General features: G+C 61.0%; 19 protein-coding genes. 5 read left to right on the forward strand and 14 right to left on the reverse strand.

What is annotated here, in order from left to right; translation table 11 throughout:
• The first annotated feature begins 5 nt into the window (after window positions 1-5).
• Complete coding sequence (locus HMPREF1219_RS04100; protein WP_016459242.1) at window positions 6-1,652, forward strand: MFS transporter; 1,647 nt, start codon at window positions 6-8, stop codon at window positions 1,650-1,652.
• A gap of 70 nt (window positions 1,653-1,722) precedes the next feature.
• On the opposite strand, the gene HMPREF1219_RS04105 is transcribed toward HMPREF1219_RS04100, so the two are convergent.
• Window positions 1,723-3,147 carry a cobyric acid synthase gene (locus HMPREF1219_RS04105; protein ID WP_016459243.1) on the reverse strand — a complete coding sequence of 475 codons (1,425 nt, stop codon included), beginning with the start codon at window positions 3,145-3,147 and terminating at the stop codon, window positions 1,723-1,725.
• 70 nt (window positions 3,148-3,217) lie between these two features.
• On the reverse strand, window positions 3,218-4,087 hold the full coding sequence (gene map, locus HMPREF1219_RS04110; protein ID WP_040426873.1) for a type I methionyl aminopeptidase: 870 nt from the start codon (window positions 4,085-4,087) through the stop codon (window positions 3,218-3,220).
• Window positions 4,088-4,289: 202 nt separating this feature from the next.
• Between map and HMPREF1219_RS04115 the strand changes: the two genes are divergently transcribed.
• A complete protein-coding gene (locus HMPREF1219_RS04115) occupies window positions 4,290-6,452 on the forward strand; it encodes a LamG-like jellyroll fold domain-containing protein (protein ID WP_016459245.1) in 2,163 nt (720 codons plus the stop codon).
• 93 nt (window positions 6,453-6,545) lie between these two features.
• Here HMPREF1219_RS04115 and HMPREF1219_RS04120 read toward each other — a convergent pair whose 3' ends face one another.
• On the reverse strand, window positions 6,546-8,342 hold the full coding sequence (locus tag HMPREF1219_RS04120; RefSeq protein WP_016459246.1) for a penicillin-binding transpeptidase domain-containing protein: 1,797 nt from the start codon (window positions 8,340-8,342) through the stop codon (window positions 6,546-6,548).
• Window positions 8,343-8,645: 303 nt separating this feature from the next.
• On the opposite strand from HMPREF1219_RS04120, the gene HMPREF1219_RS04125 reads away from it, so the two are divergent.
• Window positions 8,646-9,596 carry a BAR domain-containing protein gene (locus HMPREF1219_RS04125; RefSeq protein WP_016459247.1) on the forward strand — a complete coding sequence of 317 codons (951 nt, stop codon included), beginning with the start codon at window positions 8,646-8,648 and terminating at the stop codon, window positions 9,594-9,596.
• 230 nt (window positions 9,597-9,826) lie between these two features.
• Here HMPREF1219_RS04125 and ispG read toward each other — a convergent pair whose 3' ends face one another.
• The 3 genes from ispG to dxr all read right to left on the reverse strand — a co-directional run bounded on the left by ispG (window position 9,827) and on the right by dxr (window position 13,577).
• Entirely contained in the window at window positions 9,827-10,957 is a 1,131-nt protein-coding gene (gene ispG, locus HMPREF1219_RS04130; RefSeq protein ID WP_040426875.1) for a flavodoxin-dependent (E)-4-hydroxy-3-methylbut-2-enyl-diphosphate synthase, read from the reverse strand.
• Window positions 10,958-11,065: 108 nt separating this feature from the next.
• The gene (locus HMPREF1219_RS04135; RefSeq protein ID WP_016459249.1) at window positions 11,066-12,247 is read right to left on the reverse strand and encodes a M50 family metallopeptidase; all 1,182 of its coding nucleotides are present in this window, start codon (window positions 12,245-12,247) and stop codon (window positions 11,066-11,068) included.
• A gap of 172 nt (window positions 12,248-12,419) precedes the next feature.
• A complete protein-coding gene (gene dxr, locus HMPREF1219_RS04140; protein ID WP_016459250.1) occupies window positions 12,420-13,577 on the reverse strand; it encodes a 1-deoxy-D-xylulose-5-phosphate reductoisomerase in 1,158 nt (385 codons plus the stop codon).
• 696 nt (window positions 13,578-14,273) lie between these two features.
• Here dxr and HMPREF1219_RS04145 point away from each other — a divergent pair.
• Window positions 14,274-14,777, forward strand: a complete 504-nt coding sequence (locus tag HMPREF1219_RS04145) for a DUF2631 domain-containing protein (RefSeq protein WP_308216977.1) — start codon at window positions 14,274-14,276, stop codon at window positions 14,775-14,777.
• 137 nt (window positions 14,778-14,914) lie between these two features.
• Here HMPREF1219_RS04145 and rlmN read toward each other — a convergent pair whose 3' ends face one another.
• The 6 genes from rlmN to rpsB form a co-directional block, all read right to left on the reverse strand.
• Window positions 14,915-16,102, reverse strand: a complete 1,188-nt coding sequence (rlmN, locus tag HMPREF1219_RS04150; protein ID WP_016459252.1) for a dual-specificity RNA methyltransferase RlmN — start codon at window positions 16,100-16,102, stop codon at window positions 14,915-14,917.
• A gap of 94 nt (window positions 16,103-16,196) precedes the next feature.
• A complete protein-coding gene (locus HMPREF1219_RS04155; protein ID WP_016459253.1) occupies window positions 16,197-17,096 on the reverse strand; it encodes a phosphatidate cytidylyltransferase in 900 nt (299 codons plus the stop codon).
• 161 nt (window positions 17,097-17,257) lie between these two features.
• Window positions 17,258-17,815: a ribosome recycling factor gene (gene frr / locus HMPREF1219_RS04160; RefSeq protein ID WP_016459254.1), complete on the reverse strand. Its 558-nt coding sequence runs from the start codon at window positions 17,813-17,815 to the stop codon at window positions 17,258-17,260.
• A gap of 195 nt (window positions 17,816-18,010) precedes the next feature.
• Window positions 18,011-18,697, reverse strand: coding sequence for a UMP kinase (gene pyrH / locus HMPREF1219_RS04165; protein WP_219350868.1), 687 nt, complete (start codon window positions 18,695-18,697; stop codon window positions 18,011-18,013).
• Between the two features lie 249 nt (window positions 18,698-18,946).
• Window positions 18,947-19,774: a translation elongation factor Ts gene (gene tsf / locus HMPREF1219_RS04170; protein WP_016459256.1), complete on the reverse strand. Its 828-nt coding sequence runs from the start codon at window positions 19,772-19,774 to the stop codon at window positions 18,947-18,949.
• Between the two features lie 196 nt (window positions 19,775-19,970).
• On the reverse strand, window positions 19,971-20,855 hold the full coding sequence (rpsB, locus tag HMPREF1219_RS04175; protein WP_016459257.1) for a 30S ribosomal protein S2: 885 nt from the start codon (window positions 20,853-20,855) through the stop codon (window positions 19,971-19,973).
• Between the two features lie 811 nt (window positions 20,856-21,666).
• On the opposite strand from rpsB, the gene HMPREF1219_RS04180 reads away from it, so the two are divergent.
• Window positions 21,667-22,107, forward strand: coding sequence for a M23 family metallopeptidase (locus tag HMPREF1219_RS04180; protein ID WP_016459258.1), 441 nt, complete (start codon window positions 21,667-21,669; stop codon window positions 22,105-22,107).
• A gap of 326 nt (window positions 22,108-22,433) precedes the next feature.
• Here HMPREF1219_RS04180 and HMPREF1219_RS04185 read toward each other — a convergent pair whose 3' ends face one another.
• Together HMPREF1219_RS04185 and dprA are read right to left on the reverse strand one after the other, a co-directional pair.
• Window positions 22,434-23,321 (reverse strand): tyrosine recombinase XerC, encoded by an 888-nt coding sequence (locus HMPREF1219_RS04185; RefSeq protein WP_040426882.1) that lies wholly within the window; start codon window positions 23,319-23,321, stop codon window positions 22,434-22,436.
• Between the two features lie 75 nt (window positions 23,322-23,396).
• Window positions 23,397-24,569 (reverse strand): DNA-processing protein DprA, encoded by a 1,173-nt coding sequence (dprA, locus tag HMPREF1219_RS04190; protein ID WP_040427236.1) that lies wholly within the window; start codon window positions 24,567-24,569, stop codon window positions 23,397-23,399.
• Between the last annotated feature and the right edge of the window lie 44 nt (window positions 24,570-24,613).

The following is a 24,613-nucleotide window of genomic DNA, read 5'->3' on the forward strand; positions in this document are numbered from 1 at the left end:
AATCGGTGGCAGACGAGAGCACGCAACACACGGGGAACGAGGGCCCCGAGCCCGCGACGGACACGACGCCCGCGAGCCAATCGAGCGGCTCGTCGTCAGTGCGGTCAGCCTCGGCGATGGAGCGGGAGAAGGCCCGCTTGCTGGAGAGCGAATCGACAAAAGTGCGCAAGGCACGGTTGGCCCGTGGCAGGAAACGCCTCCTTCGCCTTCCCACCGGACGTGACCTCCGACGCAACGGGCGTGGCCTGTCCATTTCTAGGAAGGACGGGGCACGTTCCGGTGGCGGAATCTACCACCGGCCGTACTCGTGGATGACTATCGGTCTCATCGTGTTGATGGTGGCCAGTGCATTCGATCAAACCGCCGTCACCGCGATCATGCCACGCATCGTGGCCGATCTCGGCTCCGTCAACGCCTACTCACTGACGTTCGTCGCCACCTACGCCACCTCCATTGTCGGCATGGTTCTCGGCGGGATCGTTACCGATAAGCTTGGCGCGCGGGCCTCCATCATCGGCTCGGCCATCATCCTCATCGCGGGCCTGATCCTGGCCATCTTCGCGCCCAACATGGCTGTATTCCTGTTCTCCCGCGCCGTGCAGGGGATCGGTGTCGGCGGACTCATAGTGGCCATCTACGCGATCATCGCCGTCGTCTACCCACCCCGGCTTCGTCCAGCGGTCTTTTCCGCGTTTGCGGGTGCCTACGTCGTCCCCTCCCTCATCGGACCAGGTCTCGCAGGCCTGCTCACCGTGTGGTTCACGTGGCATGCAGTGTTTGCATTCATCGCCATTTTGCTCATCGGGTCCCTGTTCATCGTGGTGAAGGCCACTGCCGGCATGGAGGCTCAGCGGGGTGAATCCTCCGGCAAGAGCGCAAAAATGCTCATCGCCGCGTTGTGCCTGGCAACAGGCACATCGATCTTCAACGCATCCTCCCAGGTCTCGCCGGCCCTCTGCGCCATCCTCGTCGTCGTGGGCCTCGCGATCATGTTCTTCTCGTTGCTGCCCCTCGTTCCGCAGGGCACCATCCGCGCCCGCCATGGCATTCCGCGGCTCATCGTCACCCGCGGTCTCATGGATACTTTCTTCACCGTGGAGATCTACATCCCGTTGCTCCTCGCCCAGGTGTACGGGCTGGGGCCCACGCTGACTGGTCTGGCGCTCACGGCCTCCGGCTTGCTGTGGTTCGCGGGCTCTGAAACGCAATCTCGCTTCGGTGAATCCATCCCCACCCCGCAGGTTTTCCGCACCGGGTTCACCATCATGGTAATCGGCGTTCTCCTGTGCTTTGGCACCGCCATATTCCAGTGGCACTGGCTGGTGACCGTTCTGGGTTGGGGCACCGCATCCGGTGGCATGGGCTTCATCTACCCGCGCCTCAACTCCGTCACCCTCGGCCTCGCCTCGGCACAGCAGACCGGGTTTGTCGCCTCGGCGCTGCAGGTCATGGGTGTTGTGGGCACCACAACCATGGTGTCCTTTGCAGCGCTCGTGCAGGTGTTCGGAGCGAGCTGGTCTCCCGCTGCAAACTTCGGAACGATTTTCTTCGTTGTCATCCTCGTGACAATCCCCTTGTGGGTGCTGTGGCATCGCGGCGTCGGTGATCCCCAGAGGTGGATGAAAGTGTCAGACAGTTCCGGTAACGCATAGCAACCGAGTAAGAAAGCGGGCACCCACGCCCGCTCTCTATTTTCTACTCTCCACTCGACGGAGCTGGCCTCTACGCCGTGGTCCGCCCGCTGTAGCGGTCGATGAAGGAGTCCACGTCAAGGTGCTCCTCCACCGCATCAGCGAGGAGATCCACCTGCTTTAACCGCTCTCCGGCAGACGAAGCGGAGGACCGAGGAAGTTCGAATACCTCTTCCAGGAAGTCCTTCCTGCGCTCGTCGTTATCCATGATGCCGTGGCGGTGCGTCCCCCACACGTTACCGACATGGGATCCCTCGCCGTCAAGCCAGGTGGGATCGCCGCTGCGGGTAACCCGACCGTGGTGGATCTCATAGGTTCCATCCGTCCACCGCTTCAGCGTCTTCTCCGGGTGGAAGCGGATATCCATATCAAACAGGCCCAGGCCGTTAACCACCCCGCTGTGGGACTCCACATCGTCGCTGATCGTCGTGCCGAGCATCTGGTACCCGCCACAGATGGCAAGGATAGGACTTGTGCGGTGCGAAAGCGCCTCAGCAATGCCGTTGCTGCGCATCCATTCCAGATCAGACACCGTTGCCTTGGATCCGGGCACCACGACGAGGTCAGCAGAGCGCACGAGCCCCGGGTCACTCGTCCACTGCACGGTGGTGGCTGGCTCGACTGCGAGCGCCTCCACATCGGTGGCATTGCTCACCCGGGGCAGCCGAACGGCTGCCACGCTGAGCGCACGTTCCCCTGGCGCCACTGTGGCCGCGTTGCCGACAATGCGCCCTTCTGCAGATTGCAGCGAATCTTCCGCGTCGATCCACAGGCCGTGGATGAACGGCAGGATGCCGATGGTGGGCACGCCGGTGCGGGCCTCCAGATCGTCGAGCCCCGGTTTCAGAATATCGGGATCGCCCCGAAACTTGTTGATGATGAAACCCTTAATGCGCTGCTGATCTGCCTTGTCCACAATATGGTACGTACCAAACAGGTGCGCGAGCACTCCTCCCCTGTCGATATCCCCAACCACGTACACATCAAGGTCACAGGCCTCAGCGAGGCCGAAGTTGGCCACGTCGGTGGCACGAAGATTCGTCTCCGCAGGCGACCCTGCCCCCTCGCACACGATGATGTCATACTTCTTTTCCAGGTTTTTCAGCGATGCGGCTGCGATCTCGCGCATGCGCGTCCGATGGCCAAAGTAGTCCTTCGCCCCCACGTCGCCTTCGGCGTGGCCGAGCACCACGACCTGCGAGCGCCGGTCAGAGCCCGGTTTGAGCAGGATAGGGTTGAATTCCACGCTTGGCTCCAGCCCACTGGCGAAGGCCTGGAGGGCTTGCGCACGCCCAATCTCCCCACCTGTGGGACACACGGCGGAGTTGTTGGACATGTTTTGCGCCTTGAACGGGGCCACCGAGATACCCCGGCGCGCGATCGCTCGGCACAGCCCCGCGACCAGCACGGATTTCCCGGCATCGGAGGTGGTTCCACAGATCAGTACGGCGCTCACTTGTCGTCCTTTCTTGCTTGTTGGTACCCCCGGCCCGCCGTTATTTCCGGCTCGGGTTCACTGCCGGTTTTTAGTCCGGGATGGTGAGGATCTCGTTGCCGTCCTCGGTAATGACAAGGGTGTGCTCGAACTGTGCCGAGTAGCTGAGGTCGGTGTTCTGCACCGTCCATCCGTCGTCCCAGATGCGGTAGTCAAGCCCACCGAGGTTGAGCATCGGCTCAATGGTAAGCGTCATGCCGGGCTCGAGGATGTCGCGGTACACCTGCGAATCGTAGTGGAGAACAACGAGGCCGTTGTGAAAGGTGGGGCCAACGCCGTGGCCGGTGAAGTCGGTGACGACGGAGTAGCCGAAGCGTTTTGCGTAGGTCTCAATGACGCGGCCGATGACGTTGACCTCACGGCCTGGCTTGGCCACCTTGATGCCACGCATCATAGCTTCCTTGGTGCGCTCAACAAGGTCTTTCACCTCGGGGGCTACCTCTCCGACGAGGAAGGTGGCGTTGGTGTCGCCGTGGACGCCGTTTTTGAAGGCAGTGACGTCGATGTTACAAATGTCGCCTTCCTGCAAAACGGTGGAGTCCGGAATGCCGTGGCAGACGATCTCGTTGACCGAGGTGCACACGGACTTTTTAAAGCCGCGGTAGCCAAGACAGCTGGGGTAGGCACCGTGATCGCACATATACTCGTGGGCGATGCGGTCCAGCTCGTCGGTGGTGACACCGGGCTTGACCGCTTCGCCGGCGACCTTGAGGGCGTTGGCGGCGATCTTGGAGGATTCCCTCATCGCCTCGATGACTTCCGGTGTCTGCACGTAGGGCTCGCCGATGGCCTCTTGAACCTCGTCCTTCCACACGTACTCTGGGCGCTCAATGTCCTTCGGGACTTTCCGGATGGGACCGATTTTTCCTGGTTTTTGTGCGCGTTTTTCCATGTGCTTCATGGTACGCGGTCGCGTCGAATGTTGATACTTGCAGGTCTTCTTAAAGTTCATGTTCTGCTCCCCTGCCGGTCATACGTACGTAACTCGATGGAAACGTTCCGGCCAGCTTCGTTTCCTGCCCTTTCGAAAGGCACGGTGCTGCCATGGGCCAGAACGCAAGCACCGGCGCACACATCATGAGGCAAAATTGGAGGTCATAAGTATGCGCAACCGCGTCTTCACCCGCGTTGCATCCGCGGTCACGGTGTCGGCTCTCACCCTGGCTCTCGTTCCCTGTGCCCAGGCAGACGACGCACTCGGGTCCCGCTTTACGCTCGCGATCCTTCCGGATACGCAGTTCTATTCACGGTACGACGCCCCCTCGGGCGGCTCGATGTTTGCCGATAGGTACGGTTCCAACCCGTTTGAATTCCAGACACACTTTGTTGTGGACAACGCCAAGGCACTCAATATCCCGTTCACCTCGCACTTGGGCGATGTGGTCGATGAGTCCGACGTTGCCGATCAATGGGATGTGGCGGACAAGGCGATGAAGGTTCTTGAAGACGGCAAGATGGACTACTCCATTCTGCCGGGCAACCACGATCTGAGAATGGACGGTGCGACGAGCGCGTTCACTCAGCACTTTGGCGAGGACCGGGCGAAGGAGAACTCCACCTTCGGCGGACGGACTGTGGGCCAGGTGGACGGCCAGGACGTAGAAAGTGAATACCACATCTTTGAGGCCGAGGGCCAACGCTACCTCCTCTTCGCGCTCGGGTTCCGCGCCCCCGATGAAACCCTCGCGTGGGCGCAGAAGGTTATCGACGAGAACCCCACGCTGCCGGTTATCGTCACCTCGCATGAGATCTCCAACATCGATGGAGAAGGCAACATCGGGCTGACGCCGGAGTACGGCCAGCACCTGTGGGATAGCTTCATCGCCCGCAATGACCAGATCTTCCTTACCATCGCGGGCCACCACCACAGCGCAGGTTACTCGGTGCTGAAGAACAACTACGGCCACGATGTGGTCACCATCTTGCAGGATTACCAGATGGCCTACCTCGGCGGCAATGGCCTCATGGGGCTCCTCCAGTTTGACCTCACGGGCAACGAGCTGGATATGACGGCGCTTTCCCCGTGGGTGCAAAAGAAGGACCAGGTGAAACTCACCCAATTTGATCACCTGTTGCCTGAGGGTGCCGGTGATTCCTACACCGTGCCGCTCAACTTCTCCGAGTGGTTCGCGGGCTTTGCCCCGAAGTGGAAGGAGGGCGACAAGAATGACCCCGACTACGCAGCCACGGCCCGCGCCATCGTCTCGGCAGGCTACACGCCCTACATCATCACGGAGGCCGACAAGCCGAAGAACGATAACGACTACGTCCATGTTGAGGGGACCGTGGTTCACTGGCGGCCGGGCAAGGCCACCTACCGTGGCACCCAGCTTGCCGACGGTGCGGTGGCGCCGGTTGGCACCGTCATTCCCGACATCGCCGGCTCCAACGACATGACCCGGGCACCCCTGCAGGGCGGAGTGACGGACGATATCACTTTCAGCTCGGACAAGCACCCGCTTTCCAGCGACTCCGGTTCACTGGCGTGGAAGAAACCCATTGGCAAGCTGGATGTTAACTTCTTCGAGACAGCCACCGGGGCAACTATCAACTCTGAGCACTTCCCCGAGGGCTACACGCTGGAGGCCTTTGTCAAGCTCGACGGGGCCTTCAACGGCGACGATAACGGTTGGTCCAACGCGCTCATGCGCCGCGGGCGCGTCACGGACGCGGATCCTTCCAACGGCGACACTGACCCGGCCCAGATGCTCGGCGTGTCCAACCTGCGGGAGATCCGTTACTGGTCGCACGGCGCCAACAACGAGGGCTTTTCCAACTGGTCGCACGAGGTTCCCACAGGCCAGTGGATGCACGTGGCGATAGTTAACGATCCGAAGACCGCCTCCGTCAACATGTACATTGACGGCGCCCCCATCCTCCGCGATGGCTACGGGCCCATTGGTTTGGGCGGTGAATCGACGTGGATCATGGGTACATCCATGGATGACGGCAAGCCCGTCGATCCTTGGTTCGGCTCCATCGGCGAGGTCCGCATCGTCGATCACCCGCTCGGTCCCGACCAGTGGCTCACCGCCCGCGCCTCCGACAACGGTGACGGCAAGGGCACCGATACGGGTGAAGAAAACGGCGAGGGCCAGACGTCGACAAGCTCACAGACTGACACCGGGGCCATCGTCGGCGGGGTGATCGGAGGCTTCATCGCCGGCGTGCTGGCGACCCTTGGCGGCATCGCTGCGCTGCTCGGCACGGCTGCCGATGCTGTGGTCACCTGGGTGAGGGACACCCTCCACATCAACCTCGTCTAAAGAGCCGTCGCTATCGACGCCCCACATGCGCAGTCAGCGGAGCCGACCAAGCACAAGCGGTCGGTGCAAGAGCACCGACTGCGCAGTGAGGGGCTACGAGGGGCGGTCGAGTTCCGTGAAGAACGCGTCGGTGACCGCGGTGGCTGATTCAGACCCACCGCCACCGACGATGAGGGTGGCGAAGGCGAGGTCATCACGGTACCCGGTGAACCAGGCGTGCGAGCCTCCGGCGAACTCGGCCTCACCGGTCTTGGCGTGAATCTCCCCACCGGCCTGCATTCCGCGTGCCGTGCCCTGCGTGACCACCGCCCGCATGAGGCCCTGGAGAGCGGCGATCTGCTCCGGGGAGGGAGGCTCCGCCGGGTTTTTCACCTCTGTTTCTAGCCCACCGATAAGCCACGGGACGGGTGTGGAGCCGTGTGCGGCCGTGGAGGACACGAGTGCCATGCCAAACGGGCTGACCAAATCATCTCCCTGGCCGTAACCGGCATCGATGCGGTCGAGCGGCTCCTCACCCTCCGGTACCGAACCTGTCACCGTTTGGAGGCCCGGAACTATGTAGTCCACCCCCAGCCCGAACCGCTGCCCCATCTGCTTCAACTCGCCGGGGGCAAGGCGGTAGGAGATATCCGCAAAGGTCGTGTTGCATGAGGAGGCAAACGCGTCGGTGAGGCTCGTCATGCCGCGCGAAAACGAGTTGTAGTTGGTGACAATGCGCGTGCCTAACTCCATCGTTCCGGGGCACGGGACGGTTGACCCGGGAACGAGCCCCTGGCTATTCATTCCCGTCATCGCGGTGATGATCTTGAACGACGATCCCGGAGGGAACAGTCCCATGAGGGCCAGGTTGCCATCCTCATCGGCCTTCTTGGTCTGCGCAATGCCGAGGATCGCCCCGTCCGACGGCCGCATGGCAACGAGCATGACCTTCATCTCGGGCCGCCTGTCCACGGCGGCCTGGGCCGCCTCCTGAACCTTGTGGTCAAGGGAGACGCTCACCGCGGCTTGGAGCTGCGGGTCGTGCGAATCGAGCGTGTCGATGACGGCACCGTCATTGTTCGCCGTCACCACTTTCCAGCCGTTGGTCCCCTCGACCTTCTCGGTTACCTCTTTCTCCACGGCGCTGACGAGCTCGGGCGCGAAATCCGGCAGGGGGCGCACAAGCGCAGCCTCATCGTTAATTGTTACGCCAGACACCCCTGCCAGCTGCTGCTTGACCGCCTCGCCCACCTCTTGCGGGACCGTCGCGACGGAATACACTCCGTCAGTCTCCGCGATGTTGCGCGCCACCTCGGCCACGGCGAGAGGCGGCTGGCCGAGCTCGGTGAGGACGGTGGAAATCTTCGTCACCGTCCCGGGAATGCTCGTTGTCTCGGACTTATCCACCACAATCCGGTGCTTCACCCCCGGCACGAGGATCTCTACCCCATCCTGCGTGACAACAGAGGCCCGCTGAGCCTCGATGGGGCGCAGCTCCAGGTGCTGATTGGTACCCAAAGTGGGATGAATGGCAGCCGGGACCCACCGGATCACCCACTTCTTATTCACCTTGTTAAGGCTGACCTCTCCTTGGTAGGAAAACTCACGGTCGCGGGGCAATTCCCACGTCATTTCGAGATGCCCCGTGGCGAGCGTATCCGCATTGTCCACACCGGTCACTGACGCCTCGATGCCTTCCGCCTGCAACCCCTGGGCAGATTGCTGGAGCTGGGCCAGCGCAATTTCTGGCTGATCCGTGAGCTGTGCTGCAGCCTCGTAATCTTCGTCGCTAAGAGCTTGGGCGAATTCTTCCACGACAGGGTTTGCAGTGGACGGCTTGGGCGTGCAGCTGTACAGCCCCGCAGTTGTAACCAACAACACCGTGCATGTCGCAATGATCCGCCTGTTCATACCCCCGCAATGTAGTCGGTGACGCCCCCTTAGCGGGGTTCCCCCGCCGAGTACATGTGCCCCGGTTCACCCGTGAGACCGGCGCACCAGGTGCGGGCTACTCGCCAGCGCTAGCTCGTACCACGGTTGGCTACTCACATTGTCACTTCCGCCCGATGCCCGTACGCGGGACAGTGACCCAGATGCTTCCCAGTGAGAACAGTAGCTACCCCCGGATGGTCACGCCCACCGAGGTCACGACCGCTTAGTCTCCGCATATTCTCCCCGAAATGCGAAAACGTCTAATCGCCATACACTTAAGTTATGGATACAGAAAGGCTGCAGAGACCGGCCCAGTGGAGCATCACAATCGGTACCATCCTGATCATTCTTTCCCTCCTACTGCTGGAGGTGCCACACAACGATACCGATCCGATTGGGATTGCAATCGTCGTAATCGCGGTCCTCGGCGTGATCTGTTGCAACGTGGGTATCGTCATCCTTCTCACCAGGCGTATGGGGGTTTTCACCCGCAACCGCGAAAAAGGAACGTCACTCAATGATGCCAGTGAAACACTCGATGAGGTGATTGCGGCGTATGAGGAAGCCAACAAGAAATACCGCAAGCTCACGCCACCGCTTCTCACCGAAGCGGTGAAAAGCGAATGGAAGTCCTCCTTTTCCAAGCTCACGCAACTACAGCAGGAGCGCGACGATTTTACAAAGGCCGAACACCAACTGAAGTACGGGACGTGGGAACCTGTGTGGGAAAAGACATCCAGCACTGGGGAGACAACGTACTCACCCAACCACCCGTATCCACGCTGGCACAAGGCACTCGCCCACGCGCCAGAGTTTATTGCCCAGGTGGAGGGATGGAAAAACGCGGAGAAATCCATTACACAGCTCTACGGTTTTCAGCTCGGACTTGCCGGATCTCGCGGGGACACCATCGGTCTACTTGAAAGGGACCTGGAGGAATTCCTCACGGAGGATCAACGCGCCTCCACGCAAGCCCTGAAGCACCAACTCGCCGAGCTTTCCGCTGCCACCGAGTCGCCACGCTTTGTGCGACTCTACGTGGACTTTATCCACGGCTACAACAAGGCGATACGGTCCTATTGGCTCGCACCTGAGATGAACTTCCTGGGTGATCCGCCACGCCCGCCGTCCATCACCGAGACACAGTTTTTCCCCGGCTGCGGTATCTCCGGCTTCACCCCCGGTTACGCCTGGCTGCAGTACTACGCCTCCCATGCCAATCTCTCCCGTTAACCCACGCCCGGTGCTCGCAGGCCCGTGGCGGTTGCTCCGGGGGATTTAGCAAGCGCTGCCACCCCACCGCGAACCCGCGGGGTGACGGGCAAGCATCGCGTGGGGCTCTCACCACAGGCCCCGTAGCACTGCTTACTAGTTAAAGACCCACGTGTACTAACGACGATGGCCACAGAGTGTTCTCTGTGGCCATCATTGTTGTAAGCGCTCACGCTCGCTGCGCGGCGGTGTTACGCCTCGGCTTCCGCCTTCATCTTCGCGTCGAGCTTCTTTGCTTCCTCGATGAGGGTGTCCACAATCTCCTCCTCGGGCACGGTCTTAATCACTTCGCCCTTGATGAAGATCTGACCCTTCCCGTTGCCGGAGGCCACACCCAGATCGGCGTCGCGTGCCTCACCTGGGCCATTGACAACGCAGCCCATGACGGCGACGCGCAGCGGAATATCCATTCCGTGCAGCGAATCGGTGACCTCTTCTGCCAGCTTGTACACGTCCACCTGGGCCCGACCACAGGACGGGCAGGAGACGATGTCCAACTTCCGCGGGCGCAGGTTGAGCGACTGCAGAATTTGGTCACCCACCCGAATCTCCTCCACGGGCTCTGTAGACAGTGACACGCGGATGGTGTCACCGATGCCCTCGGCAAGCAGTGCGCCGAAGGCCACAGACGATTTGATCGTGCCCTGGAACGCGGGCCCGGCCTCGGTCACGCCGAGGTGCAGCGGGTAATCCGTCTTGGCTGCCAACTGGCGGTACGCCTCCACCATGACAACGGGATCGTGGTGTTTGACGGAAATGGCGATATCGCCGTATCCACAATCCTCAAACAGCCCGGCCTCCCAGATGGCGCTTTCAACGAGCGCTTCTGGAGTAGCCTTGCCGTACTTTTCCATAATGCGCTTGTCCAAGGACCCAGCGTTAACGCCAATGCGGATTGGGATACCCGCGTCACCGGCGGCCTTGGCAACCTCCTTGACGCGGCCGTCGAACTGACGGATGTTGCCGGGGTTCACGCGAACGGCGGCACAGCCGGCCTCGATGGCAGAGAAAATGTACTTGGGCTGGAAGTGAATGTCAGCGATGACCGGAATAGGGGATTTCTGCGCGATGGCCGGCAGAGCCTCGGCATCCACTGTCTTCGGGCAGGCAACGCGGACGATGTCACAACCGGACGCGGTGAGCTCAGCGATCTGCTGCAGCGTGGCGTTGATATCGTGCGTCTTGGTGTTGGTCATCGACTGCACGGAAACCGGGTAATCAGAACCAACTCCCACGTTTCCAACCATGAGTTGGCGGGTCTTCCGGCGCGGGTGAAGAACTGGTGGTACCTCAGGCATTCCAAGTCCAATGGGTGCTGACATTCGTAAACCTATTCTCTAGCTGGGAAAACTTTCGTTGCACCAGTTTACACTGCCACACTGGTGTCCGTTGGCCGTGGGCCCGGTGGCCCCCATCGCGCCTGCGTTTGGCTAAAACAGCTTGATGGGATTGACTACGTCGGCCACAATGACTAGCCCACCGATGAGGAGGAGCGCCAGGCTCGCGGCATAGGTGACGGGCATGAGTTTGGTGTAGTCCGCGGGGCCCGCGGGGGCAAGTCCACGCAACCTGCGGATGGCGTCGCGAATCTTCTCATAGATGACCACGGCGATGTGCCCACCATCGAGCGGGGGCAGCGGGATGAGGTTGAACAGCGCCAGGAAGTAGTTGAGGTTGGACAACAGCATCCAGAACATAGCCCACAGGGACCGTTCCACGAGCTCGCCGCCGACTCGGGACGCTCCCACCACGCTCATGGGTGAGGACTGGTCTCGTTCGCCGCCGAAAATGGAGGCCACTACACTGGGAATCTTGCCGGGGAATGACTTGAGACCGTCCCACGTAGCCACGAACAGGTCACCCGCGTAGGAGGCCGTGGCACCAATCCCCTCAACCGGGCCGTACGTCAGGTACGCGTCCTTGATCGGGGCGCTCGACACGCCCATGACACCCACCGTCTTGGTGGTGTCATCGGGAAAGGTTGCCTCGGCGCTACCGATGGCAACCGGGAACGTCAGCGTCGTGTTATCGCGCTCGACCGTGACGTCCACGGTCTCGCCTGGGTGAAGGAACACCTCGTTGCGAACGTCCAGGAAAGATGGGGTGTCCACGCCTGCGACCGTGCGAATCGCGTCTCCGGGGCGGATACCCGCCTCGTAGGCGGGGCCGTTTCCGGAGCACCCCTCACCGATGCACTTTGTCTCCGCAACCACCGGGGTGACATCGGGGTTCGGGTTTGGCAGCCCGGTGGTCACCGCGAGCCCATACAAGATAACGGTGCCGACGAGAATATTCATCGCGATTCCGCCACTCATCACGGCGATCCGACGCCACGCCGGCTTCTTGTACATGGCGTGGGGCTCTTCCTCCGGGGTCATCTCATCAAGCGCCGTCATCCCCGCGATGTCGCAGAACCCGCCGAGCGGGAGGGCTTTGAACCCGTAGTCCGTGTTGCCCCTCCGGAACTTCCACACCGTGGGCCCAAAACCCACGAAGAACCTCCGCACCCGCATGCCGGACAGACGCGCGATGGCGAAGTGCCCAAACTCGTGCAGCGCAATAGTCACCGCAATGCCGAGGGCGAAGAGGAAGACTCCCACAAAGTAACTCATCCGGCGCCGGCCCTTCTTTCTCTCATCGTTATTTCGTTTCCCCACCACTTTTACTGCAGGGCTCGTGGCGCGCAGGCGTGGTGAGAAATCTCTACGAACTCTAACCCGTGTTTTACCAAGAATAAAGCCAGCGCGCCCGCTCGCACGGACGCGTTGGCCACACCGCTAAAAGTTAGCTTCTCATCGTGTTTAAGACATCGTGGGCGCACGTGCGGGCGGCATCTTGAGTTGCCATGACATCATCGAAATCGCGTGGCGTCCCCGCGAAATCAGCTGCCTTGTCTAGCACGGCCTCCACCACGTCGACAATATGGGGGAACCGAAGCCTGCCGGCGAGAAATTCGGCGGCGGCTTCCTCGTTGGCGGCGTTGAACACCGCAGGCCACGTGCCTCCGGCGGTGACTACCTGCCGCGCAAGCCGCACGGCGGGGAAATTGACCTCGTCGACAGGCTCAAACGTCCACGAATGCGCTTGGGAGAAGTCCAGGCTCGGTTCCGCATCGGGGACGCGATCTGGCCAGTTGAGGGCCAGGGAGATGGGCAGTTTCATCGAAGGCGGCGATGCCTGCGCGATGGTGGCACCATCGACGAACGTGATGGCTGAGTGGACGATGGACTGCGGATGAACGGTTACCTCGATCCGCTCAGCAGGAACACCGAACAGCAAACTGGCCTCAATGAGCTCCAGGCCCTTATTTACCAGGGTGGCCGAATTGAGCGTGTTCATCTGTCCCATGGACCAGGTGGGGTGCTGCGCCGCCTGTTCGGGCGTGACATCCATCATCTGCTCCCGCGTCCATCCCCTAAACGGGCCGCCCGAGGCGGTAAGCACCAGGGATTTGATCTCGGCGTGGGTGCCGGAACGAAGGCACTGGGCCATCGCGGAGTGCTCCGAATCGACGGGGACAATCTGCCCCGCCTGTGCCGTCTTCATCACGAGGTCTCCGCCCGCGACGAGGGATTCCTTGTTTGCCAGTGCGAGGGTTTCCCCCATCTCGAGCACTGCCAGCGTTGCTGCGAGCCCCATGGCACCCACGAGGCCGTTGAGCACGGTTTCCGCCGGGACCGCGCGTACCAGCTTCTCTGCCGCGTCCGGCCCGGATATCACTGTCCCTCCCAGGGCATCCTCCACCACCTCGTGGTGGGAGGCGACCGCCACCCGGTCGGGTGACAAGCCCAGCTTTCTTGCCTGCTCAATGAGGAGGTCGGTGTGCGAACCACCTGCTGCGATGCCAACGACGGTGAACTTGTCCGGGTTCGCCGCTATCACCTCGAGTGCCTGCGTCCCGATCGACCCTGTCGATCCGAGAATCAAGACCGTACGTGCCATGTTCTCTCCTGTCTAGCTGTCACAACCTGTCTTCTCTTCCCATCGACCCACCAAATTCCCATAGCGCGCAGTGCCCGTGCGCACATTGCACATGCGCGCATTGCAGATGCGTCCATTGCATGGTGTGCATTGCCGATGCGCGCATGGGCGTGACCCGTTGGTACTAGCTGTACCGCGTGAAACGTGGCCGCACGGTGGCTGGTCGCGGGGAAAAGAAGCAACCACGACAAATCTTACGTGGCTTTCCGCTCCGCTGGTGGCTCGGCTCGCGCCCCAGCTAGCGCTTCACCACACGTGTGTACAACGCCACACGTGTGCATATCGCGCCGCGTGCAACGCCTCGGAGGAAACGCGGCAGGCAACTCGACGTCCGGTGGAGTGCATGTAGTCCCTCTGCGGTGCTGTTGCGGTTCTACTGCACCCCTACTTCACCCGAATGAAGCCCAATAGGGTACGTCGAAAGGCGGAGATTTGGGGGATACCCGCCCGGTTGTTCGACGATGTGGGAAAAGTGTGGAAAGATTTAGCGTATCTAGAAAAAGTGCACATGCTGCGTTAGGCATGTCTGCTACGCCGGTTCCCAAAAAGATCGGCGAGCAGATGTAAAAGCGCTCATCAATACGTTTAAAAGGAGTTACCGTGGCTGGTTCCCACACTGTGAATGCCGATTCTGCCAAGCCAGGCAAGAAGGTACGAGTGAAGAAGGCTCGCAAGAACCGTAAGCCTGCCGTCCAGGCAGACCAGGGTGGTGAGATTTACAACGGCGTCAACACGCTCGATGAGCCCTCAGCCAAGTGGGGCTGGCACCGTATCGGCAATGGTGTCATCCAGATCTGTGGCTGGCTCGGCGTTGTCCTCCTGCTCGCGTTCAACTTCGGTAACCACCGTGGCCACGTGGAGACCATCTGGCTCATCGGTCTGGCCGTTGTCATCGCGCTCGGCCTCATCATCTTCGCCCTCAAACCGGATCTCAACCAGGTTCGTAAGGTCACCGCGAATAACCAGCCCCAGGGCTACGTGGAGCGTGACTGGAACTACGACCAGAAGCACCTCACCGGTGTTTACACCGAGCTTTCTGATTCCCAGCTCCGCAGCCTCAACTACGATCCTGAGCTCGTGCGTCGCACCCGCGAGCAGGAGCAGGCACGCCACATCGCGGCACCTGCAGCCACGACCACCGCTGTCATCGAAGAGCAGTAACGGCCACGCAGCATCACTGACCTCCTTTTTGGAGTAGTAGGGATAAAGCCACCTTCCGCCTCACGCGGAAGGTGGCTTTTTGCTACTGAACCCGATCGCCACTTGGTGGTCCCGGCCCAGTGCCTCCTCGTACGGGACTAGTGCGCGGGTGTTTCGTGGGAGCGGATCTCCTCCGTTGAACGAGCCGCCTCGCTCGTTCTCTTCGCTGCAAGCTCTGCGGCTGCGCCCGAGCGCTCCTCGGCCGCAAGCTGGCCACACGCCGCGGCGATCTCCTGCCCACGCGTGTCACGCACCGTGCACGTCACGCCACGGGCGATGACGCGGCGCTGGAACTCGTCTTGCACCCGCTTGGGGCTCGCGTCCCACTTCGAGCCAGGCGTGGGATTGAGCGGAATGAGATTGACATGCACTTTGGCACCCAACGCGCCGTGGAGCTTCTTGCCCAGAAGATCCGCCCGCCAGGGCTGGTCGTTAATGTCTTTGATGAGCGCGTACTCGATAGAAACACGGCGACCGGAGGCATCCGCGTACTCCTTGGCGGCATCGAGTACCTCCTCCACCGGCCAGCGATTGTTCGCGGGCACGAGGGAATCGCGAAGCTCGTCGTCAGGCGTATGGAGGCTCACCGCAAGACGACAGGACAACCCCTCTTTGGCAAAGCGTCGAATAGCCGGAGCCAACCCAACGGTAGACAGGGTGATACCCCGCTGCGAGATTCCAAACCCCTCCGGCGACGGCTGCGTGATCTGGTGGATGGCGCTGAGCACCCGGTTATAGTTCGCAAGTGGCTCCCCCATCCCCATGAACACGATGTTGGACAGCCGGCCACCTTTGGCCTGCATCGTCGCGGCCGCGGCCCGCACCTGGTCCACGATCTCACCAGTGGACAAGTTGCGGTCTAAGCCGCCCTGGCCCGTGGCGCAGAAGGGACAGGCCATGCCACACCCGGCCTGGGAGGAGATGCACAGCGTCGCCCGATCGGGGTACTCCATGAGGACCGATTCCAAAAGCGTGCCATCGTGCAGGCGCCACAACATCTTTTGGGTGTTGCCGTCGTCGGCGGAGGTCTCCCGGACGGGCTCCATCAGCGGCGGAAACAGGGTTTCCGCGATCCTCTCCCGCACGCTTTCCGGCAGATCCGTCATCTTTTTCGGGTCCGCCTGAAAACGCCCGTAGTACTGGCGGGCGATTTGGTTATCGCGGAATTTGGGCAGCCCCAGCTCCTTGAGGATCTCGATCCTCTCGGGCTTGGTGTAATCCGCAAAATGCTTCGGCGGCATGGAACGGCGAGCATGGTTGAAGTTCAAAACAACGGGTGTGGGCATAATAACCCTCATTGTGCCAGATTCCGCCCGCATTCCCCCAACTTAGTCGAACGCGCAGCGTAGGATCCCCGCTATGTACCGCGCGGCGGCTCTCCTACGTTTGCAGAATCGACAGGATAAGCCAGGTGACAACGCCGGCCGGCAGCATCCCGTCGAGCCGGTCCATCAGTCCGCCGTGGCCTGGAAGCATGCGCGACATGTCCTTGATCCCCAATTCGCGCTTGAACTGGCTTTCCACCAGATCGCCCAGGGTGGCTGCCACCACAAGCAGCGTCCCCAACAGCACACCGAAAAGCGGGTGGGCGTGAAGGAGGAAACGGACGGTTACCGCCCCCACTGCCATTCCGGCGACGAGCGAGCCGCCGAACCCCTCCCAGGATTTGTTCGGGCTCACTGCGGGAGCAAGCGGATGGGAGCCAAAGCCCACACCGGCGAGGAACCCACCCGTATCGCTGGCGATGACGCAGAGCATAAAGGTAAGGATGAACATCGGCCCCGGGATATCGTGGCGCGTGATGTTGGAAAGCATCGCGATGAAGGAGCCGAATAGCGCAATCCACGTGAGTACGAACGTGGACATGGACATGTCGCGCCAGTAGTTGCGCGGCGGGGTGTGGGCACCGTTGCGGAACAGGCGGGTGAACATGACCAGCAAAATGCTGCTCACGTAGCCCGCCATGAGGCCCCACAGCCCCCACGGCCACGAGGCCCACACCATGATTTGGCCGCCGAACAGGAGAATGGACAGGCTCATGGCGTAGCCGCCCTCCGTCAGCCGCCGGTGAACCTCCCACGTGGCCAGGCCGATGGCGAGGGCTACGATGGGGTACCACGCCAGTGGGCCGACAAAGATTCCCACCAACACGATCGCGCCGAGGACAACGCCTGTGCCGATAGCGGCCGGCATGTTGCGTCCCGAGTCGTTCTTTGGCCGGGGCATCTTCATCTCAGATAGCTTGATCTGCGGAAACCCGGAAAACTGGTGATCTGACATTGTGATCGTGTGATTCCTTGGTGGTGACATGAAACGAGTGGGCTACGCACCAACACCCGCGAACCGGACGTGCCCGTACGGCACCGTGCGCCGGTTACTGAGGTTAGTGGCTCGCTGGGGATTGTTGGGACCCCGCGCGAGCCACTGTGCACAGGGAGGGGTTAGACCTCCATGAGCTCCTTTTCCTTGGCCTCAACGAGCTCTTCCACGCGGGACTCGTTCTTCTTGGTGACCTTGTCCAGCTCCTTCTCGCCTGCCTGGACCTCGTCCTCACCAGCGTCGCCGTCCTTTTGGATCTTCTTCAGCTGATCCATGCCCTTGCGGCGGATGTTGCGGATGGCGATCTTGCCGTCCTCACCCTTGGTCTTTGCCACCTTCACCATCTCCCGGCGGCGCTCCTCGGTGAGCTGCGGGACGGTGACACGGAGCACCTGGCCATCGTTGGTGGGGTTGACGCCCAAATCCGAGTTGCGGATGGCGCGCTCGATGTCATCCATCGAGTTGAGGTCGTACGGCTTGATGAGCAGCATGCGCGGCTCCGGCACCGAGATGGTAGCCATCTGGTTAATGGGGGTCGGCTGACCGTAAAACTCGGCGATGACGCCGTTAAACATCGACGGGTTGGCCCGGCCGGTGCGGATGTGGGACAGCTCCTCACGGGTGTGATCCACCGTGGCTTCCATCCGCTCGTCGGCTTCCAAAATAACTTCATTAATCATGAGCTAACGTTTCTCCTTTAGTTTTTGCCACTTACGTACGTATCGTACGCGTTGACGCATCGGTGGTGGCGAGATTTGTTCGTCTTACACGTAACGCAGGGGCGGTGGGCCGACCGGTGCTCCGGCACGCCACAGGCGCCTCTGCGTTTGGCGCACCCGCACTGGCAACCACAACCGGCGCTGTGCGGGCCACTTCTATTTCCGTACGAGGGTACCGATCTTTTCACCGCTGACCGCACGGCGGATGTTGCCCTCCGTCAGCAGGTTGAAAACGAGAATCGGCATCCCGTTGTCCTTGCACAATGAGAACGCGGTGGAATCGGCGACCTTGAGATCACGGCGAATGACCTCATCCGGCGTGATCGTGTCAAACAGCTCGGCATCGGGGTTCGTCCGCGGGTCGTCGGAGTAAATGCCGTCCACGGCCTTCGCCATGAGCAGCACCTCGCAGTCGATCTCCAGAGCCCTCTGGGCGGCGGTTGTATCAGTTGAGAAGTACGGCATACCCATGCCACAGCCGAAGATCACAACGCGTCCCTTTTCCAGGTGTCGCTTGGCGCGCAACGGGAGGTAGGGCTCGGCAACCTGAGCCATGTTGATGGAAGTTTGTACTCGCGTTTCCACACCCTGCTGCTCGAGGAAGTCCTGCAGCGCGAGGCAGTTCATCACGGTGCCGAGCATGCCCATGTAATCGCTTCGAGCCCGGTCGAGCCCGCGCTTTTGCAGCTCGGCGCCGCGGAAGAAGTTGCCGCCACCGATGACAACACACACCTCGGTGCCGTTGTTGGATACCTCGGCGATCTGCTTGGCCACGTTTTCCACCACATCGGGATCAATGCCTACTTGGCCTCCGCCAAACATCTCACCGCCGAGTTTGAGCATCACGCGCTTGAAACCGCCGCGGTTGGATACGCTTTCGACCTCGTCGTCCACGAAACTGTCCTTCCTTATGTCGACCCACTTGCCAGGTTCGTTTGAAGCTTGTCAATCGGCTTTATCTTACCGTACGACAAAGGCGCACTGCCGATCCCATGGGAACCGGTAGTGCGCCTTACGCAATTTACCCGCGTTTCTCTCGCTGTTTAAGGCCCTACGCCAGCAAGCAGGAGAAGTAACGAGTGAAAAGTGCTGTTACTTCTGGCCAACCTCGTAGCGGACGAAGCCGGTGAGGGTGATGCCAGCCTCCTCGGCGAGCTTGCCCACGGTCTTCTTGTTATCCGCAACGCTCGGCTGATCGACGAGCACGACATCCTTGTAGAAGCCGCCCAGGCGACCCTCGACGATCTTCGGGATAGCCTTCTCCGGCTTGCCCTCTTCGCGAGTGATCTGCTCGGCGATGGAACGTTCCTTCTCCACGACCTCGGCCGGGACATCCTCGCGGGTGAGGTACTGAGCCTTGAGAGCTGCAACCTGGAGGCACACCTGGTGAGCGGCTTCCTTGGCTGCATCGCCCTCACCCTCGTAGGCGACGAGCACGCCGACGGCCGGGGGCAGGTCAGCGGAACGCTGGTGCAGGTAAGTTGCGACGTTGGCACCCTCGAGGGTGACGGCGCGACGAAGCTGCAGCTTCTCACCGATCTTTGCGGACATTTCCTGCAGCACGTCAGCTGCCGGACGGCCGTCAACGTCGACGGCGGCGAGCTCCTCAGCGGAGTTGGCCTTGGCCTTGTCAGCTGCTGCGGCTACCTTGTCAACAAACTCGATGAACTCGGGGGTCTTAGCCACGAAGTCGGTCTCAGCGTTGACCTCAACCATGGTGTTGCCGGAAATAGCAACGATGCCCTGGGCAGCGTCGCGGTCGGCGCGCTTGCCCACGTCCTTTGCGCCCTTGATGCGGAGCAGCTCAACAGCCTTGTCAAAGTCACCATCGGTCTCTGCCAGTGCATTCTTGCAGTCGAGCATGCCGGAGCCGGTCATCTGACGCAGTTTCTTCACGTCTGCAGCGGTGTAGTTCGCCATTGTGGGGCGATCCTCCTTGAGTGTAAATATGTGGATCGTTTCGCTTACTAAAAGCGTACTTGCTAAAGCGTACTTGATAATCGCGGGCTTCGCCGGGTGGCTGAACCGCGGTTATCCAGGAACGGCCCCCACGCAATCGAAGCACGTGAGGGCCGTGGGGGAATTAAACGTTCCCGGGTGTGAATGACCCTAAGAATTACTTGTCGGAATCCTTGGTCTCTTCAACCTTGGGAGCAACCTCTTCCTTGGTCTCCTCAACCTTGGGGGCGACCTCTTCCTTGGTCTCCTCAACCTTGGGGGCGACTTCCTCGGTGGAGGTCTCGCTCTTGGCGGCTGCCTCGTCCTTGTTGTCATCGCCGGCGGCCTTCTTGGCTGCCTCGAGCTCGCGCTCCTTGCGGAGCTTCTGGCCCTCTTCCACAGCGGTGGAGATGACGCGGGTGAGGACGGTGGTGGCGCGGATGGCGTCGTCGTTGCCCGGCACCGGGTAGTCAACCTCGTCGGGGTCGCAGTTGGTGTCGAGGATGGCAACAACCGGGATGTTCAGCTTGTGAGCCTCGGAAACCGCGATGTGCTCCTTGTTGGTGTCAACAATCCACATGGCGGACGGGATCTTGTTCATGTCGGCAATGCCGCCGAGAACGCGCTCCAGCTTGGTGCGCTCGCGGGTGAGCATGAGGATTTCCTTCTTGCCGCGACCGGCGTAGCCGTCCTCGGCCTGGTCCATGGCCTGCAGTTCCTTCATGCGGTGAAGGCGCTTGGACACGGTCTGGAAGTTGGTCAGCATGCCGCCGAGCCAACGGTGGTTGACGTAGGGCATGTCGACGCGCTCGGCCTCGTTCTGGATGGCTTCCTGCGCCTGCTTCTTGGTGCCAACGAAGAGAACGGTGCCACCGTGGGCGACGGTCTCCTTGACAAACTCGTAGGCCTGATCGATGTACGTCAGGGTCTGCTGCAGGTCAATGATGTAGATGCCGTTACGGTCGGTGAAGATGAAACGCTTCATCTTCGGGTTCCAACGACGGGTCTGGTGGCCGAAGTGGACACCGGCGTCGAGGAGCTCTCGCATGGTTACAACTGCCATGATGGATCCTTTACTTGTGTGGTTACAAAATGTATCAACGTGCAGGTTTTTCCTGCACCCTAGCGACTCCCGCCCAACCACACCCCGAGGGGACCACGTGATCGGACTTTGCGGAAAGCCGCGCGTAGTCAGCTACTTACGTTGGGAAACGTGCTGCACATGAGCGCGGTAGACTTTCGCGTCGCGCTCTTGTGCGGTAAGGTTCCCCAAAATAGGCACACTGCGATAGACGAGTATAGACGTTCTTCGTTGGAAATCACAATTTTCCAACGGAAGAATCTAGGCATTCACCTCAACCATTCCATCCTTTCACATGCGTCACCTCCACCCCATTTTCGATGCTGAAAATTGCGACTCGTGACAGCGCCACGGGGCATCACGCGTTCTTGTGATATCCGTATTAACGGAGGAATGAGCGTCTGCGTTCCATTCACCTTTTTGATAATGGCTTTTCGACGTTCTCTTGGGACGGTTCACGGTCAGCTCACGGTGTGCGCGCTATGTGTGGCCGAACCGCTTGTGGATAACAATTCCTCCTGCTCTTTCCGAAACAGCGGAGTTGTCCACAGAATGTTCCCTCTCCCGGCGCGACGCACTAGGAAGTGGAAGAACTGATGGTGTGTTTGCACTAGTTCAACGTCCAATCCTCCGCCCTCGTGGTCCACTACCTCTTGCACCACTGGCGTGGAAGGTTCTTGCGTTTCTCCTCACGGTAGGGGTCACGCTAACCTGTCTTTCCGGCCCGGCTGCCGGAACCACCTACCCGGGGGAATACGTCAGCCCCACTACAGGAACGTCCCTTCCGCCCACAGTGACCCGCCCTTTTGACGAACTTCCCAACCCCTACCTTCCGGGTCACCGCGGAATCGACGTACTCACCGCCCCGGGCGCGCTTGTTTTTGCTACCGGCGACGGTGTCGTCCGCTTCGCAGGTATTGTGGTCACGCAACCAACGGTCTCGATCTACCATGCGCAGGACATCATCACCACCTACCAGCCAGTTACTGCATGGGTGGCACCTGGTCAACCCGTTCACAAAGGCCAGCCCATAGGCGTGGTCGCAAACGTCCCCTCTCCTCATACAGGCCTCCACTGGGGCGCCAAGACCGGACCGAAGACGTATATGGACCCGTTGGATCTCATGCACGATCCCAAAATCAGGCTGCTCCCGGTCCCCATTGATATCCAGCAGGCCCGAACTTCGCGCACGATTAGTTACTCCAGACGTGCGTCACCGCTCACATCACCGTGACACGTGCCACCACTCCTCACTGCGCACCGTTCCCGCTATGTGCCGGGCTAGTTTTGCTAACATCGTGCTTCCCCTCGTTTTCGAGGAAGATCCCAGTGCAGATGGCATAGTTGACACAGGGCATGAATGTTTACCTAGGCTCGTTCGTTGATTATCGAGGCGCCTCAATTCTATGCACCCTAACCTCGGCAAATACCCGAGCGGATTCATGAGCCCCATAGGGGAAGATTACCTCTATGGGCGATCACGGATGAAAAATTGCCAGTACTATCAGCACCATTGGTTACGACCCACATAAGGGAGTCTTAACCAGTCGCCGGCCTCCTTTAGGCTCGCGGGTGGGCCTGGTTGTAGATCTTCTTTAGACGCTCACCGGAAACGTGGGTATATTTCTGTGTGGTTTGGAGAGAGGAATGGCCGAGAAATTCCTGCACGGCCCGCAGGTCCGCGCCGCCCTCGAGAAGATGCGTTGCCGCAGTGTGACGAAGCGAGTGCGGGGTAATTCCATCAACACCGGTGATCTCAGCGGCCTTCTCCACGATACGGCGCACCTGCCGCTGGTTAATACGGCCACCACGCACGCCGAGGAAAAGTGCATCCCCACTCTCCTTTGTTGCAAAATGCCCACGCCCCTTGGCAAGCCACTCATCCAACGCATCACGAGCTGGTTCACCAAACGGCACCACCCGCTGCTTGTTCCCCTTTCCCGTGACCCGCACAGTGCTTTGTCCGTCTGACACGTCGGCGACATCGATGCTGCACAACTCCGCCACACGCATCCCCGTGGCGTAGAGCAATTCGAGAATCGCCGAGTCTCTGAGAAACTCGGGTTCACTATGCGAACCCGCATTGCCCATCATCTCAGCTGCCTGCGCCCCGGTGAGCACAGTGGGTAGGTGATGTGATTGATACGGAACCCGCAGGCGCTGCGCAACGTCGCGGTCCAGGTATCCGTGGATACAAGCCCACGTGGAGAACTTCCGCACAGAGGCACCCCGGCGCGCAAGCGTTGCACGGGCCCGTCCCTTGTCCACAGCGTCTCCCAGCCACGAGCGCAGCGCCGTGAGAGTGAAGTTCTCCAGCCCACCAGCGAACTGGTGGAATGAATGAAGATCGGCGCGGTAGCCACGGATAGTTGCCTCGCTCTTCCCCTCGTTGTAGCGCAGATGGTCACAGAAGTCCTCGGTGAGTTCATCAAAATCAGGTGTGGCCATACCCGTAGTGTAATGGCCCACCCACATGAAGCGCGCTCCCGGCACCGCCGCCGGCGATCCGCTCTCTCTGCTTACCTAGCTGCAGTCGCCGGCACGCGACCAGAGTTTGCCGCTGCGCACGATGACTCCCCGCTGGGCAAGATCGACGAGCACGTGCATCGCAAGCCCTAAGGGAAGCCCCGCGTCGCGGGCAATGTCGGAACTGGTACGCGGCACCGTGGAACAGGCATCATAAAGCCTCATTTCCGTGCGGGTAAGGGAGGTAACCGGCGAGCCTGGGAACTCCAGCTCACGCTGACCGTCCGGGTCGCACGTGCCCAGTGGCTCGAGGAGCTCACGGACATCGTCGGCTGAGGTCACCAGCTGCGCAGACCCCTCCTTGATACGGGCGTGGCAGCCCAGCGACGTGTTCGCCGTCACCGGGCCCGGCACCGCCATCGCCACCCGGCCCAGCCCCTCCGCCCAGCTCAGCGTGTTGAGAGCGCCAGAACGCCAACCAGCCTCCACAATGACAGTGCCCTGCGCCAACGCCGCGACCAGTCTGTTGCGAGTGAGAAAACGGTGGCGAGCCGGGTGAATACCCGGCGGGTACTCGCTGACGAGTACGCCGTGCGTGGCGATGCGAGCAAACAGTTCGGCGTTGGTCGAAGGATAGTTCACGTCGAGCCCGCAGGCGGCAACCATGACGGTCCTCCCGCCGGAATCGATGGCCTCCGTGTGCGCGGCGGTATCCACCCCTTTGGCCCCGCCGGAGACGATTGTCCACTGGTGGGCGGCAAGCCCGTTGACGATCATACGCGTGGCAGCAATCCCGTAATTGCTCGCGCCGCGGGTGCCCACAAAGGCGACGCTGCGCGAGACGAGTCCATCGAGGCGCTCTGTACCTCGCACCCACAATGTGTGCGGGGGCACCGCATCCTCCTGGTAGGAGCGACAGTGGTCGCTCATCCCCGAGGCGGCAAACCCAAAGGCTGCTCCCAACTCATCTGCGGGCCACTCAGGATCCTCCGGGGTGATAAGCCGGCCGCCGACGGCATCGATGGCTTCCAGGTCTTCAGCGGGGCGCAGCCACTCGTGTCTCGTGGCCGTCTGCTTGCACAGATCGCCGAGCCACTCTTGCTGGTGGAAGACACCGCTAGCGATGTCCTCCACATCAACTCCCTGGGAAAGCAGCTCGTTGAGCCTACGGCTGGGGCCCTCCACCACCCGCGAGAGATACGCCCACGCTTCACGGCGCTTGGTGGGCATGGTGTTGGCCGACTTCCGTCCCCCGGAACCCGCTACGCCAGAGC

Source organism: Corynebacterium pyruviciproducens ATCC BAA-1742, assembly GCF_000411375.1.
Taxonomy (GTDB): domain Bacteria; phylum Actinomycetota; class Actinomycetes; order Mycobacteriales; family Mycobacteriaceae; genus Corynebacterium; species Corynebacterium pyruviciproducens.